The following is a 13,938-nucleotide window of genomic DNA, read 5'->3' as shown; positions in this document are numbered from 1 at the left end:
TTACTTGCTCTAGAGTCTTTCCGTTAGATGAATTCGTCCAGTGCACTTGTCGATTGGTTATTAGACAGCCTTGAACTCAACACCAGCTTGTTCCATGTGGGCCGCTACTGCGGCGATTGGCATGCGAGTACCCATGGGCTGGCCAGCGCGAGTTTCCACCTGGTCGTGCAAGGCCAGTGCTGGCTGCATATCGACGGTGAACCGAGCCCGCAACACCTGAACAATGGTGACGCGGTGTTTCTACTGCGCGACTTGGTTTATCAGCTGTCTGGCGAAGCGACGGCGGCGGCCGCGCAGGAATGCCCGCGCCGCCCGATGCTGCCGCTGGACAGCACCGCCAACGATGGCGTGGGCCTGGTCTGCGGTTTCTTCCACTTCCATTCCGGCTTGTCGGCGCTGATCGTCGACACCCTGCCCTCCTGGATCATCCTGCGCGCCGGCGACCCTTCACTGACCGCCGCACGCAACCTGTTCGAACTGATCCTGCAGGAATGCGAACGCACCCCGGCGCCCTCTTCCGCGCTGCTCGAACGCCTTTGCCACTTGCTGTTTCTGTACGTGCTGCGCCAGCAAGTCCTCGACAACACCGAACTTGGTGGCCTGGCCGCACTGGGCCGGCAGCCGGCGTTCGCCAACCTGTTGGAACAACTGATCGCCCACCCTGCCGATGCCTGGACGCTGGAAAGCATGGCGGCCTGCACCGGGCTGTCGCGCTCGGCGTTTTTCAAACGGTTTAACGAACTGTGCGGCCAATCGCCGGGGCAAGTGCTGCTGCTGATGCGCATGCGCCACGCGTGCCAGTTGTTCAAGGAAGACCAGACGGTGGCGGAGGTAGCGCTGGCGGTGGGTTACCAATCGGTGGCGGCGTTTACCCGGGCGTTCCACAAGGTCACCGGGCAGCAGCCCGGCGCCTACCGCAAGGCTCAGGCCTGACGCTGCAGCCCGGTGCCGGGTCGCGCGCACAGCTCAACCAACCAATCCACAAACACCCGTACCCGCTGCGACAACTGGCGGTGCGGCGGGTACAGCGCGGTCAGCGCCATGGTAGGCACCGGCAGCTGTGGCAGCACGTGCACCAGCGTGCCCTTGGCCAGTTGTTGCATAGCGTGATAGTGCGGCGCCTGGATCAGCCCATAACCGGCCTCGCATGCGGCGAAATACGCATCGGAGCTATTCACCGAGACAACCTTCGGCAAGTTGACCGGGCGTAGCTCGGTGCCAATCTGGAACTCCAAACCAAACCGTTTACCGCTGGCGCTGGAGAGGTACTCGACCATCTGGTGCCCGGCCAGATCGTCCAGGCTCGCGGGCACGCCCATGCGCTCAAGGTACGCGGGGCTGGCCAACGTCAGTTGATCCATCACGGCCAGCGGCCGCGCCACCAGCGATTCGTCCAGTGCCAGGCCACCGCGCAGCACACAGTCGACGCCCTCGCGGATCAAGTCCACGGGGCGGTCGTTGAGGCCGATTTCCAGTTCGATCAGCGGGTAGCGTGCGGTAAAATCCGGCAATGCGGGAATCACGATCAACCGGCCAATGCCTGAGGGCATGTCGATGCTCAGGGTGCCGCGTGGGTTCTGGCGACTCACCGAAAACACCGCCTCGGTTTCTTCCAGGTCCATCAATAACTGCACACAACGCTGGTAATACGCGGCGCCGTCCAGGGTCGGGCTGACCTGGCGCGTTGTACGCTGCAACAGCTGCACGCCCAGGTGTGCTTCCAGCTGCTTGATCAGAATGGTCACCGATGCCCGGGGCAATTGCAGGCTGTCGGCCGCCTTGGCGAAACCGCCCAATTCGACGATTCGAGTGAACACGCGCATGGCGTTAAATCGATCCAAAGCCGGGCTACCTTGTTGGATTGTTTAGAAAATCATAATAGTGATAGCGGTTTTAGCCGCTTTATCCCCGGTTTGTCGAGGAGAACAATAAGGCCTTTCCCACCACAGGAGCTGCTCCGATGCACACACGTCAACTCGGCAAGAACGGCCCTAAGGTCTCCGCCATCGGCCTCGGCTGCATGGGCATGACCGACTTCTACACCACCGGCACCGATACACAGGAAGCCATCGCGACCCTGCACTGCGCGCTGGAACTGGGCGTAACCCTGCTTGACACTGCCGACATGTACGGCCCTCACACCAATGAAACACTGATCGGCAAGGCCATCGCTGGCAAGCGTGACCAGGTGTTCCTGGCCAGTAAGTTCGGCTTTGTACGCGACCCATCGAACCCGGCTGCTCGCGGCGTGAATGGCCGCCCTGAATACATCCGCCAGGCCATAGACGGCACCTTGAAACGCCTGGGCGTCGAAACCCTGGACCTCTACTACCAGCACCGGGTCGACCCCGAGGTGGCCATCGAAGAAAGCGTCGGTGCGATGGCCGAGCTGGTCAAGCAAGGCAAGGTGCGTTATCTGGGCTTGAGCGAAGCGTCCGCCGCCAGCCTGGAGCGCGCGCACAAGGTGCATCCGATCAGTGCCCTGCAAAGCGAATACTCGCTGTGGAGTCGCGACCAGGAAGACAACGGCTGCCTGGCTGCCTGCCAGCGCCTTGGCATCGCCTTTGTGCCTTACAGCCCATTGGGGCGTGGTTTCCTCACCGGCGCGCTGAAGAGCCCGGATGACTTCGCCGCCGATGACTACCGCCGCTCCAGCCCACGTTTTCAGGGTGAGAACTTTGCAAAAAACCTGCTGCTGGTGGATCAGGTGCAAGCGCTGGCGGCTGAAAAAGGCATTAGCGCCGGGCAACTGGCACTGGCCTGGGTGCTCGCACAAGGCGATTACCTGATCCCGATTCCGGGGACCAAGCAGCGCAAGTACCTGGAACAGAACGTGGCGGCCGTAGACGTCACATTGAGCCCTGCCGAATTGACGGCACTGGCGTCCATTTTCCCGGCGGGCGCCACGGCCGGTTCACGCTACCCTGAAGCCGCAATGGGCCTGATCAACAGGTAACCCAGGTGGATTTACCGGCGGCTGGATCAGTCGCCGGTGCCACGCCGCACGAAATACCCGAAGCCGACAGAAAACGGAAAACTGATCCACAGCTGACAAGGCGATCACTGATATACGTGCTTCGACATATAGCGCATTGAATCCAGCGCGGGCGCACGGGAACGCTTTGAGGGCAGACCTCAACTTAGGGGTTACCCCAGCCAGTCACGTAAAGGACGCCAACATGCTGCCAGCACTCGGCCATTCAACCGTCACCGCCAACCACCCCAGCCAAACTGCAGCGCGCGATACCCCCACGCCGTCCCCCTATGATCCGCCGTCCGATCTGAGCCCAGGCAGGCTTAACCGTAGAAAACACACGCTGCATGTCGACGGCGACATCAAGATCAGCCGACTCATTGATTGGGATGCAACGGACCCACTCTCACCCAGGGTTGCGCAAAACCGGCTTCTGGTGGAGACCGGTGACAACGCAGACTATGTTCATGTGCGCAGTTTGCCGGACGGGAGGATGCAAATCTCGGTCAACGGCAAGCCCTACTATTTCGACACCGCCGATCATCCAGACTTCGAACAAACCCTCTGGATCAAAACCAACGGCGGTGACGACAAGGTCATCGTCGACGATGAAATCAAACTGGCGCTGGACGTGGAAGGCGGCGATGGCAAGGACTTCATCCAGGCAGGCGCAGGCAGGACCAGGCTCTATGGCGGGCGCGGCGCGGACACCCTGAAGCTGGGCAGCGGCCTGGGTTACGCCGAGGGCATGTACGGCAATAATGGCAGGGACGAACTCGATGCCGGTTCTGGCCCCGCGACCAAGCAGAGTTACCTGGACGGCGGCAACGGTAAAGACCTGCTTAAAGGCGGTAGCGGGCACAGCGTTTTGCATGGCGGCAACGATAACGACCGATTAGTGGGCGGCGATCGCACGACCTTCTACACCGGTAAAGGCATTAACCGTATCCTGAACAATAAGCCCGGCGACCTTATTTACGCCGGCGCCAATGACAAGTTCAACCGCAAACGGGGTTCGACGGTCACCGAGGTAAAACCCAGCAGCGCCGGGGAGCAGGCTTTCACGGTGCTGGGTGACCGGGACTTTCGCCAACGGGTCAGCGATGACTTGGAATTTCTGCGCAGCTCGCCTATTGGCCAGCAGGCCCTCGCTACCCTGGATGAACTGGCCTTATTGAATGGCGGCAAGATAGCCATCCTGCCGAAGTCCGCCGGCGCTCAGGGCTACCAATTCGGCAGCACCGCACTGGGTGACTTGCCACCTGCGGACGAGGGCGATCAAGTGGACGTGGAAGCGGAAGAAGGACCGGAAGACAACCCGGCCCATGGCACCATCATTGATGGTATTCCCGGTGCGCGTGCTGACCGTGCGAAGCTGTTCTTTGACCGCCACTCTATAATTGAAACGGCTGACCGCACCAATACGATCATCCCCGTCACCACCTTCTTTCACGAAATGGCGCATGGTTACAACGGCGCCACCGGCACGTTCCTGGCGGGTACGACCGAAGAACGGCTGGCATCCGGCGACGTGGAAGCGGTCCCCAATGAGGAGTATCAAGCCATCGGGCTACCCAGCGATGCTGAACCGTTTGACTTGGACAACAACCCCTTGACGCCCCCGACTACGATCAATCCGAAACCGTTCACGGAGAACGCGCTCAATCAAGAAATGGGCAAACCGCTAAGGAAAAGCAAAAACATGGAGTTCAGTGAGCAGGGTATCGGTGAATAACCACCTGAATATTGAAAGGCCAGGCAGGTTCTTCAACGCTGGACGCCGCCGCCTTTCATTTTTGCACCATCGTACCTAAAGCTCCGCCTTACCAAGCCGATAGTCCGACGAAGCTCTAACAAAGCCGCGTCGATAATAAACGCTTCGTAAGGACGACCCCCATGCCCCCATTGCGCTCCATTCAAACCCGCTACACCGTGTTTCTGGTGCTGTTCGTCCTGGTGCTATTTGTGTTGACCGTCGTGGGCATTGGCCAGTTGGTCGCCCCCACGCTCAAACACACCGAAGAACAGGTGGTGCTCAACCGCATCGCCGAAGTGGCCGAACAGATCAAGGGCGAACTCAACAAGGTTCAAGCCCAGCAACGCAGCATCACCCAGACCATCCCGCTGCTCGACAGCGATGCCATCGACAAGGTGCTGCCCGGCCTGGTGGACCAGTATGGCGAACTGAAAGTCTTCGGCGGCGGGATCTGGCCGCTGCCCAACCAGCGCACGCCAGGACGCAACAAGCACAGCACCTTCTGGCACCGCGATGCCTCGGGCAAGCTGGCGGTCAACACCTTCTGGAACAGTGACGCCGCGCCCAATTATTACGACCAGAGCTGGTACAAAGGCGGCCTCGCCTCGCCACGCGGCCAGTGCGCCTGGGCAGCCGCCTACAAGGACGACGCCAGCCAGGAGCCGCGCACCAACTGCGCCATGGCCATCCAGCGTGACGGTGCGGCCTACGGCGTCGCCACCATCGACGTAACCCTGGGGTTTTTCAATGACCTGGTCGCCAGCAAGGAAAAAGACATCGGCGGGGAGATGCTGATCGTGGAAGGCGACGGCAAGATCATCAGCAACAGCACGCGCATCAGCGGCCCGGTGGTGTTGAAGAACATCAGCGAACTGGCCGGCACCTCGGCCTTCGCCGCCCAGGTCAGCAAAGCCCTCGCCCATCGCGACCAGGCGCTGCAGCGCAGTGAGTTCGACAACCAGGGCGTGGCCAGCACCTTCTACATGCGCCCGATCGAGGGCACGCCGTGGTTCCTCGCCACCGCCCTGCCCACCTCGCTGATCACCGCCCAGCGCGATGACGTACTCGGCACCCTGGCCATGCTGCAAATCCCCATGGTGTTGCTGCTGGTGCTGTTGGCGTTCTACGCGATTCGCCAGTTGGTGCAGCGCATGAAGTCGCTGAGAACCAACATCGACGCATTGTCGGCCGGCGATGCCGACCTGACGCGGCGTATCACCATCCGTGCCGAAGACGAAATGGGCGCTATCGGCCATTCGGTCAACCGCTTTATCATCTACCTGCAAAACATGATCGGTGAAGTGACCCAGGCCACCGGCGCCATGTCGTCGGGGCTTGAGCAGTTGCAGCAGACCTCGGCGCAGACCAACCGGATTCTGGTGCGGCATGCCTCGGAGACGGACCAGACGGTCACCGCCATCACCGAAATGAGCTCGACCGCCGACACCGTTGCGCAAAACGCGGCTGAAACCGCCTCGTTCACCCAGCGCGCCAACGAACACGCCGACCGCTCCCGCGTCGTCGTCGGTGAAGCCTCCAACAGCGTCAGCGCGTTGATCGGCGAAGTGGCCAGCGCCACCCACACCGTGGAAAACATGCGCCAGGACGCTGCGCGCATCACCGAAACCCTCGGCGTGATCGGCGCCATTGCCGGCCAGACCAACCTGCTGGCACTCAACGCCGCGATTGAAGCGGCACGGGCCGGCGAGCAAGGCCGTGGTTTTGCGGTGGTGGCCGATGAAGTCCGGGCGCTGGCGGCACGCACCCAGGCCAGTACCTCGCAGATCAATGAGATGCTCGCGCGCCTGACCACGGGGGTGAGTTCGTCGGTGGCGGCCATGGAAAACACCCAGGCCAGTTGCCAGTCGGCAGCGGATGCCACGGCACGGGTCAACACCGGCCTGGACGAAATGGCCGGTTCGGTCAGCCATATCAACAACCTCAGCACCCAGATCGCCACGGCCGCCGAACAGCAAAGCGCGGTGACCGAGGAAATCAACCGCAGCATGGTGCAGATCCGACATATGGTCGAAGAACTGGTGGAAAGTGGGCATGCCACTGAAACCAATACGCAAAGCCTGTTGGATGCCAATGGCCGGGTGATTGCGTTAATGAGCCGCTTCAAGGTGCGCTGATAAATGCGTGAAACACTCCCGTGCAAAACGCGGGAGTGGGACTATTCTGACAGCTCCTAGTGCAAAGTCTCGCCACACAGGAGGTGTGTCATGCACGCTATCGAGCATTCGAGCCGCTTGGAGCGGATCAGCCAGGAACGCTTTATCAACGCCCCTATCGAGGTCGTCTACGACTACGTGACCCAGCCCGACCGCTGGCACGAGTGGCACCCCACCTCCCTCAGTGCCGACACCGGCACCACCGGCTCACTCCCGGCCGGCACCCGGTTTACCGAAGTCATCGACCTGCTGGGCGTGCGCGTGCCGATGAGTTATCGCGTGCAGGTTGCCCGCCCCGCGACTGAGTTCAAAACCGTGTTCACCTCCCTGGCCGTAGACGGCTCCATTCACTACTTCTTACAGGCCCATCGCGGCGGCACGCTGTTCAAACGCGTATTGACCTACGAAACCGAACTGCAACTCGCCACCTTGCATGGGCGCATGGTCGAGCTGTCGGCCATCGCGCTGGATCAGCTCAAACACCGCCTCGAAAACGGCGCCTTCGTATAATTTAGAAACATTACCGAAACTGTGACTCACCTGTGGGAGCTGGCTTGCCTGCGATGACATCGTCATGATCGCCGCCATCTATCGGCTACCTCCTACACGCGAGCCCCCCTATGAAAACCACCGTGCGACTGGCCCTGCTCTCAGCCCTGCTCACCTCCAGCCTGGCCCAGGCTGCCGACCTGATCCCTATCGACGTGCACCGCGACGCTAACTGCGGCTGCTGCAAAAAGTGGATCAGCCACTTGGAAAGCAACGGCTTCAAGGTCAACGACCATGTGGAAGCCGACATGAGCGCCGTCAAGCAGCGTCTGGGCGTGGCACCGCGCCTGGCCTCGTGCCACACCGGCGTGATCGACGGCAAGTTCGTCGAGGGCCACGTACCCGCCGAACAGGTGATGGCCCTGCGCAAGCGCGACGACTTGCTCGGCATCGCGGCACCGGGCATGCCAGTGGGCTCGCCGGGCATGGAAATGGACGGAAACAGCGATGCCTATCAGGTCATCGGCCTGACCCGTGAAGGTAACGACGTGGTGGTGGCCGACTACCCGGCACGTTAATTAATGCTCGCCGGTTACCTGGGGTTATTTTTCGCCGCCTTCGGGGCCGCCACGCTGTTGCCGATGCAATCGGAGGCAGTGCTGGTGGGCTTGCTGATCAGCGGGCATTACAGCCTGTGGGCACTGCTGACGATTGCCACCGTGGGCAATGTGCTGGGCTCGGTGGTCAATTGGTGGCTGGGGCGCTCGGTTGATCGCTTCAAGGACCGGCGCTGGTTTCCGGTCAGCCCCCGACACCTGGAAAAAGCCCGCACGCACTACCAGCGCTGGGGGCATTGGTCGTTGTGGCTCAGTTGGGTGCCGATTATCGGCGACCCATTGACGTTGGTGGCGGGCGTCATGCGCGAGCCGTTCTGGCGCTTTCTGCTGATCGTCACCTTGGCCAAAGGGGCTCGGTATGCCGTGTTGGCGATGGTGACGGTGAGCCAGTTCGCAGGCGCATAACTCAGTACCGTTGGTCGCTACTGTCAGTTTTGACAGCTATACGCGCCTCCCGCCCGCCGCTTAATTTCCTACTGGTAAGCAGGGCGACATGGACGTTTTCGAGTAGGAACTTTCCGTTTTGATACGTCTTTGAGCTGTGCCTATCGGCCTCCCCCAATGGTTAATCCTCGATTAATCGTTCGCCAACAGCATCCGATGTTTCACTGCGGAGACACTTCATGCAACCCAAGCGCGCGCTCTATCTCACTCTCTTGTTACTTGCGGCCACCCTCACCGGCTGTGCCAACCAACAGAAAGACACCTACGGCCCCGAGCTGCAGGGTTTCAAATACCCCTATCCGGTCGAGCGGTTCAAATTCTCGTCCCAGGGCCAATCGTTGCAAATGGGTTACATGGACGTGAAACCCAAGGGCACGCCGAATGGCCGCAGCATTGTGCTGATGCACGGCAAGAACTTCTGCGCTGCCACCTGGGAAGGCTCGATCAAAGCGCTGAGCAACGCCGGTTACCGCGTGGTAGTGCCAGACCAGATTGGCTTCTGCACCTCCAGCAAGCCGGACCACTACCAGTACAGCTTCCAGCAACTGGCACTCAACACCCACCAACTGCTGGAAAAACTCGGGATTAAAAAGGCCACGCTCCTGGGGCATTCCACCGGCGGCATGCTCGCCACCCGCTACGCCTTGATGTACCCAACCCAAACCGAACAGCTGGCGATGGTCAACCCCATCGGCCTGGAAGACTGGAAAGCCATCGGCGTGCCCTACCGCACGATCGACCAATGGGCGCAAGCCGACAGTCAATTGACCTACGAAAGCGTACGTCGCTATCAACAGGCCAACTACTACCTGGGGCGCTGGGAACCTGCGTACGACCGTTGGGTAGACATGGTGGTGGGCCTGCACAACGGGTCCGGCAAGCAGGAAGTGGTGTGGAACTCCGCATTGATCTGGGACATGATCTTCACCCAGCCGGTGTACTACGAGTTCAAGGACCTGAAGATGCCGACCCTGCTGATCATCGGCACCTCCGACACCACAGCCCTCAACCGCGACCTGGCGTCAGCGGAAGTCGGGGCGAAAATCGGCAACTATCATGTACTGGGCAAGCAGGTCGCCAAGTTGATTCCGCGCGCAACGCTGGTGGAATTCGCCGACCGGGGCCATTCGCCGCAGATCGAAGACCCTGACCAGTTTCACGCGGCGTTGCTGAAAGGTCTGAAAGCCCTGTAACCCAGCGGGGCGCCAGCGATCTCGCGGCGCCCCGTTAATCCCCGCTTAATCCTTGCGCCACAGCATCCGGGCACTGTTTGCGGAGACTGCCCATGCCACTGATCCGATCACTGTGCGCCGCCAGCCTGCTGGCCAGCTGTGCCCTTCCCGCCTTCGCCGCCACTGAAGGCCCCGCCTACGGCCCCGAGCTGCAAGGCTTCCAGTACCCCTACCCGGTCGAACATTTCAACTTTCAGTCCCAGGGCAAAACCCTGCAAATGGGCTATATGGACGTGCCCGCCCAGGGCAAGGCCAACGGGCGCAGCGTGGTGCTGATGCACGGCAAGAACTTCTGCGGCGCCACCTGGGATGACTCGATCAAAGCCCTGAGCAGTGCCGGCTACCGCGTGATCGCGCCGGACCAGATCGGCTTCTGCACCTCCAGCAAGCCGGACCACTACCAGTACAGCTTCCAGCAACTGGCGCTCAACACCCACCAACTGCTGGATAAACTCGGCATTCAAAAAGCCACGATTGTCGGCCATTCCACCGGCGGCATGCTCGCCACCCGTTATGCCCTGCTTTACCCGGCACAGACCGAGCAACTGGCACTGGTCAACCCGATTGGCCTGGAAGATTGGAAGGCGCTGGGCGTGCCGTATCGCAGCGTCGACCAGTGGTATGAGCGCGAGCTGAAACTCAGCGCCGAAGGCATTCGCCAATACGAACTCAACACGTATTACGTCGGGCGCTGGAAACCCGAGTACGACCGTTGGGTCGACATGCTCGCGGGCTTGAATAAAGGCCCGGGGCATACCCAGGTCGCATGGAACTCGGCGTTGATTTACGACATGATCTTCACCCAGCCGGTGTACTACGAGTTCAAGGATTTGCAGATGCCCACCTTGCTGCTGATCGGCACGTCCGACACCACCGCCATCGGCAGCGATATCGCGCCGCCAGCGGTCAAGGCCAAACTGGGCCATTACGATGTGCTGGGCAAGCAAGCGGCCAAGTTGATTCCCCACGCAACCCTGGTGGAATTCCCCGGCCTTGGGCATGCGCCGCAAATGGAAGAGCCGGCCCGGTTCAATAAAACGCTGTTGCAGGGTTTGAATGCCCTTTAATCCCACCTTTTTCGAGGCACTCGTGAATGTCGGTACAGATTGCAGTCATTGATGATTGGCAGAATGTGGCCAGTGGCGTAGTGGATTGGTCGGTGTTGAACGCAGTGGGCCAGGTGCACTTCCTGCACGATTACCCGGCGGACACCGCGACGATGATCGAGCGTTTGCGCGGCTTCGAGGTGATTTGCGTGATGCGCGAGCGCTCCACCTTCGACAAAGCCCTGCTGCAGGGCCTGCCCAACCTCAAGCTGCTGGTAACCGGCGGCATGCGCAATGCGGCCATCGACATTCCTGCCGCCAAGGCCCTAGGCATTCAGGTGTGCGGCACCGACAGCTATAAACAGGCGGCGCCGGAGCTGACCTGGGCGTTGATCATGGCCTCCACCCGCAACTTGCTGGTCGAAGCCAACGCCCTGCGGGACGGCGGATGGCAGGTCGGGCTGGGCGGCGATCTGTATGGCAAGACCCTGGGCATTCTCGGGCTGGGCAGCATTGGCCAGAAAGTCGCGCAGTTTGCCCAGGTGTTCGGCATGCGCGTGATTGCCTGGAGTGAAAACCTCACGCCGCAACGCGCAGCCGAAGCGGGCGTGACCTGGGTCAGCAAGCGTGAGCTGTTCGAACAGGCCGATATTCTCACCGTGCACCTGGTGCTCAGCGACCGCAGCCGCGGCTTGGTGGATGCCGAGGCGTTGGGCTGGATGAAGCCGACGGCACGCTTGGTGAACACGGCACGCGGGCCGATTGTGGATGAACAGGCGCTGGTCTCGGCACTGTCCGAAGGGCGACTGGCGGGGGCGGCGCTGGACGTTTATAGCGAAGAGCCACTGCCGGTTGATCACCCGTTCCGGCGGTTGCCGAATGTGTTGGCCACCCCGCATGTGGGGTATGTGAGCGAGCAGAATCACCGGCAGTTTTATCAGCAGATGATTGAAGATGTTCAGGCCTGGGCCAGCGGCGCGCCCGTTCGCGTGCTGGGCTGATCCTGCGTCGCACCATTTTGTGGCAAGCAGGCCTGCTGTGGGAAGCAGACTTGTTTTGGGAAGCAGGCTTGTTGTGGCGAGCGGGCTTGTTGTGGCGAGCAGGCTTGCTGTGGCGAGCAGGCTTGCCCTGCGTTGGAGTGCGAAGCGCTCCCAATAAGGCACCCTCGGTACACCTGCCATACCGAGGCTGCCGATTTTAGGGCCGCTTCGCGCCCCAGCGCAGGGCAAGCCCGCTCGCCACAGCAAGCCCGCTCGCCACAACAAGCCCGCCAATCCCCGCAAATCACTGCAAGTTTCAACCTTGCATATCGTTACAAGTTTTTTGTCCTACAAAAATGCCTTGTAAACCCTACAGGCTCTGGAATCTGTCCTAGACTCATGACCGATGGGTCCGTTCCAAAACAAAAACCCCGCAAAAAATCTAAACTTTCCAACTCTGCCATAGGTCCAGTTTTTAAGGGAGGCGAGCGCACGCGGTTCACACCAAATGCCCGTCCATCCAATCTTTTTTAGCAATGGGTGCAACTGGCATACGCCTTGCCAGTTTGTACAGTGCTTGTGCGCCTGGCCGCAGGATGCGGTCATCGGAGCTAATGGCAGCGGGCCGTTAGCCGACCAGATATGTGGGAGAGAACTATGATCAGTGCCGCAGTAGATACTCAGGGAGAGCGTTTTAGTCAGCCGGCAGGGGGACCGACATCGTTGGTCGACCTGCCCAACACTGTGCGGCCGATCGTGAGTCAGAACCCTAATCGAAAGAAAGTCTTGTTTGTGACCTCCGAATTCGCCGATCTGGTGAAGACCGGTGGCCTGGGCGACGTGTCCGCTGCCCTGCCCCGCGCCATGGCGCATTTGCATGATGTGCGCGTACTGATCCCCGGCTACCCGCAGGTGATGGAGAGCGATAACCCGATCCACATCATCGGCGAACTGGGTGGCCACGCGGCGCTGCCGCCGTGCAAGATCGGGCGCATGGACCTCAAGGACGGCCTGGTCATCTATGTACTGATCTGCCCCGAGCTCTACGAGCGCGAAGGCACGCCTTACGGCGCCAACAACGGCCGCGACTGGCCCGACAACCATATTCGTTTCGCCCGCCTGGGCCTGGCAGCCGCCGACATGGCCGCCAACCTCGCGCAGATCCACTGGTGCCCGGACCTGGTGCACGCCCACGACTGGCCCGCTGGCCTGGCCCCGGCGTACATGCACTGGCGTGGTTCACGCACGCCCACCCTGTTCACCATTCATAACCTGGCCTATCAAGGCGTGGTCAGCCTGGCCTCCACGCCGGAGCTGGGCATTCCGCCACATGCCTTGCAACAGGAAGGCATGGAGTTCTACGGCAAGATGTCGTTCCTCAAGGCCGGCATGGCGTATTCCAGCCATATCACCACGGTGAGCGCTACCTACGCCCAGGAAATCACCACGCCGGAATTCGGCTGCGGCCTGGATGGCTTCCTGGCCAGCAAGACCCAGCAAGGCCTGCTCAGTGGCATTCCCAACGGTATCGACGAAAGCTGGGAAACCTCCACCGACACGCACCTGACCCACAACTTCAATATCGGCGACTGGGAAGGCAAAGCCGTCAACGCCGCCCATGTCCGCGAGCTGTTCGGCCTGCATGACTCCACCGGCCCGCTGTTCGCCGTGGTGTCGCGCCTGGTCTATCAAAAAGGCCTGGACCTGACCGAAGCGGTCAGCAGCTTTATCGTCGAAAACGGCGGCCAGATTGCGATTATCGGCCGCGGTGAGCCAGAAGAAGAAAACGCCATGCGTGAACTCGCCCTGCGCTTCCCCGGCCAGGTCGGCGTGCGCATTGGCTTCAATGAAACCGACGCACGCCGCATGTTCGCTGGCAGTGACTTCCTGCTGATGCCTTCACGTTACGAACCCTGCGGCCTGAGCCAGATGTATGCCCAGCGCTTCGGTTCGTTGCCGGTGGCGCGTAATACCGGCGGGCTGGCCGACACCATCGAAAATGGCGTCACCGGGTTCCTGTTCAATGAATCCACGGTCGAAAGCTACAAAGAGGCACTGAGCCGCGCGTTCCGCGTGTTTGCCAATAAAGGCTTGCTCAACGCCATGCGCAGCCGCTCCATGACCCAACCCTTCAACTGGTGCCAGGCGGTGGAACCCTACGCCGAACTGTACGAACAACTGGTCGCTAAAGCACTGGGGAAATCCGCTAAATAATCAAGGGAGGGC

General features: G+C 60.9%; 12 protein-coding genes. 11 read left to right on the top strand and 1 reads right to left on the bottom strand.

Annotation, left to right across the window (positions count from 1 at the left end; all coding sequences use genetic code 11):
* Positions 1-27: 27 nt before the first annotated feature.
* The gene (locus tag PspR76_RS14365; protein WP_159956246.1) at positions 28-933 is read left to right on the top strand and encodes an AraC family transcriptional regulator; all 906 of its coding nucleotides are present in this window, start codon (positions 28-30) and stop codon (positions 931-933) included.
* Here the strand turns inward: PspR76_RS14365 and PspR76_RS14360 are convergent.
* A complete protein-coding gene (locus PspR76_RS14360) occupies positions 924-1,841 on the bottom strand; it encodes a LysR family transcriptional regulator (protein ID WP_159956244.1) in 918 nt (305 codons plus the stop codon). The genes PspR76_RS14365 and PspR76_RS14360 overlap by 10 nt on opposite strands.
* Before the next feature lie 119 nt (positions 1,842-1,960).
* Here PspR76_RS14360 and PspR76_RS14355 point away from each other — a divergent pair, with 119 nt between their 5' ends.
* The 10 genes from PspR76_RS14355 (at position 1,961) to glgA (ending at position 13,926) form a co-directional block, all read left to right on the top strand.
* Positions 1,961-2,956 carry an aldo/keto reductase gene (locus tag PspR76_RS14355; RefSeq protein ID WP_159956242.1) on the top strand — a complete coding sequence of 332 codons (996 nt, stop codon included), beginning with the start codon at positions 1,961-1,963 and terminating at the stop codon, positions 2,954-2,956.
* A 223-nt stretch (positions 2,957-3,179) separates the two neighbouring features.
* A complete protein-coding gene (locus PspR76_RS14350; RefSeq protein WP_159956240.1) occupies positions 3,180-4,709 on the top strand; it encodes a M91 family zinc metallopeptidase in 1,530 nt (509 codons plus the stop codon).
* A 161-nt stretch (positions 4,710-4,870) separates the two neighbouring features.
* Positions 4,871-6,865 (top strand): methyl-accepting chemotaxis protein, encoded by a 1,995-nt coding sequence (locus PspR76_RS14345; RefSeq protein ID WP_159956238.1) that lies wholly within the window; start codon positions 4,871-4,873, stop codon positions 6,863-6,865.
* 90 nt (positions 6,866-6,955) lie between these two features.
* Positions 6,956-7,414 carry an SRPBCC family protein gene (locus PspR76_RS14340; protein WP_159956236.1) on the top strand — a complete coding sequence of 153 codons (459 nt, stop codon included), beginning with the start codon at positions 6,956-6,958 and terminating at the stop codon, positions 7,412-7,414.
* Between the two features lie 110 nt (positions 7,415-7,524).
* A complete protein-coding gene (locus tag PspR76_RS14335) occupies positions 7,525-7,971 on the top strand; it encodes a DUF411 domain-containing protein (RefSeq protein ID WP_159956234.1) in 447 nt (148 codons plus the stop codon).
* A gap of 3 nt (positions 7,972-7,974) precedes the next feature.
* Positions 7,975-8,415: a YqaA family protein gene (locus PspR76_RS14330; protein ID WP_159956232.1), complete on the top strand. Its 441-nt coding sequence runs from the start codon at positions 7,975-7,977 to the stop codon at positions 8,413-8,415.
* Between the two features lie 218 nt (positions 8,416-8,633).
* Complete coding sequence (locus PspR76_RS14325) at positions 8,634-9,647, top strand: alpha/beta fold hydrolase (RefSeq protein WP_159956230.1); 1,014 nt, start codon at positions 8,634-8,636, stop codon at positions 9,645-9,647.
* 92 nt (positions 9,648-9,739) lie between these two features.
* On the top strand, positions 9,740-10,753 hold the full coding sequence (locus PspR76_RS14320) for an alpha/beta fold hydrolase (RefSeq protein WP_159956228.1): 1,014 nt from the start codon (positions 9,740-9,742) through the stop codon (positions 10,751-10,753).
* Positions 10,754-10,779: 26 nt separating this feature from the next.
* Positions 10,780-11,733, top strand: a complete 954-nt coding sequence (locus tag PspR76_RS14315; protein WP_159956226.1) for a D-2-hydroxyacid dehydrogenase family protein — start codon at positions 10,780-10,782, stop codon at positions 11,731-11,733.
* Positions 11,734-12,369: 636 nt separating this feature from the next.
* A complete protein-coding gene (glgA, locus tag PspR76_RS14310; protein WP_159956224.1) occupies positions 12,370-13,926 on the top strand; it encodes a glycogen synthase GlgA in 1,557 nt (518 codons plus the stop codon).
* The last annotated feature ends 12 nt before the right edge of the window (positions 13,927-13,938 follow it).

The sequence above is a fragment of the Pseudomonas sp. R76 genome (assembly GCF_009834565.1).
Lineage (GTDB): Bacteria > Pseudomonadota > Gammaproteobacteria > Pseudomonadales > Pseudomonadaceae > Aquipseudomonas.
The sequence above is the reverse complement of the archived record's forward strand: the minus strand, read 5'-3'. Positions and strand labels throughout refer to the sequence as shown.

What these genes read in the sequence shown, in the direction of transcription:
- glgA (WP_159956224.1), top strand. Translation starts at nt 12,370, where the DNA reads ATGATCAGTGCCGCAGTAGATACTCAGGGAGAGCGTTTTAGTCAGCCG.
- PspR76_RS14330 (WP_159956232.1), top strand. Translation starts at nt 7,975, where the DNA reads ATGCTCGCCGGTTACCTGGGGTTATTTTTCGCCGCCTTCGGGGCCGCC.
- PspR76_RS14325 (WP_159956230.1), top strand. Translation starts at nt 8,634, where the DNA reads ATGCAACCCAAGCGCGCGCTCTATCTCACTCTCTTGTTACTTGCGGCC.
- PspR76_RS14345 (WP_159956238.1), top strand. Translation starts at nt 4,871, where the DNA reads ATGCCCCCATTGCGCTCCATTCAAACCCGCTACACCGTGTTTCTGGTG.
- PspR76_RS14340 (WP_159956236.1), top strand. Translation starts at nt 6,956, where the DNA reads ATGCACGCTATCGAGCATTCGAGCCGCTTGGAGCGGATCAGCCAGGAA.
- PspR76_RS14320 (WP_159956228.1), top strand. Translation starts at nt 9,740, where the DNA reads ATGCCACTGATCCGATCACTGTGCGCCGCCAGCCTGCTGGCCAGCTGT.
- PspR76_RS14350 (WP_159956240.1), top strand. Translation starts at nt 3,180, where the DNA reads ATGCTGCCAGCACTCGGCCATTCAACCGTCACCGCCAACCACCCCAGC.
- PspR76_RS14335 (WP_159956234.1), top strand. Translation starts at nt 7,525, where the DNA reads ATGAAAACCACCGTGCGACTGGCCCTGCTCTCAGCCCTGCTCACCTCC.
- PspR76_RS14315 (WP_159956226.1), top strand. Translation starts at nt 10,780, where the DNA reads ATGTCGGTACAGATTGCAGTCATTGATGATTGGCAGAATGTGGCCAGT.
- PspR76_RS14355 (WP_159956242.1), top strand. Translation starts at nt 1,961, where the DNA reads ATGCACACACGTCAACTCGGCAAGAACGGCCCTAAGGTCTCCGCCATC.
- PspR76_RS14365 (WP_159956246.1), top strand. Translation starts at nt 28, where the DNA reads ATGAATTCGTCCAGTGCACTTGTCGATTGGTTATTAGACAGCCTTGAA.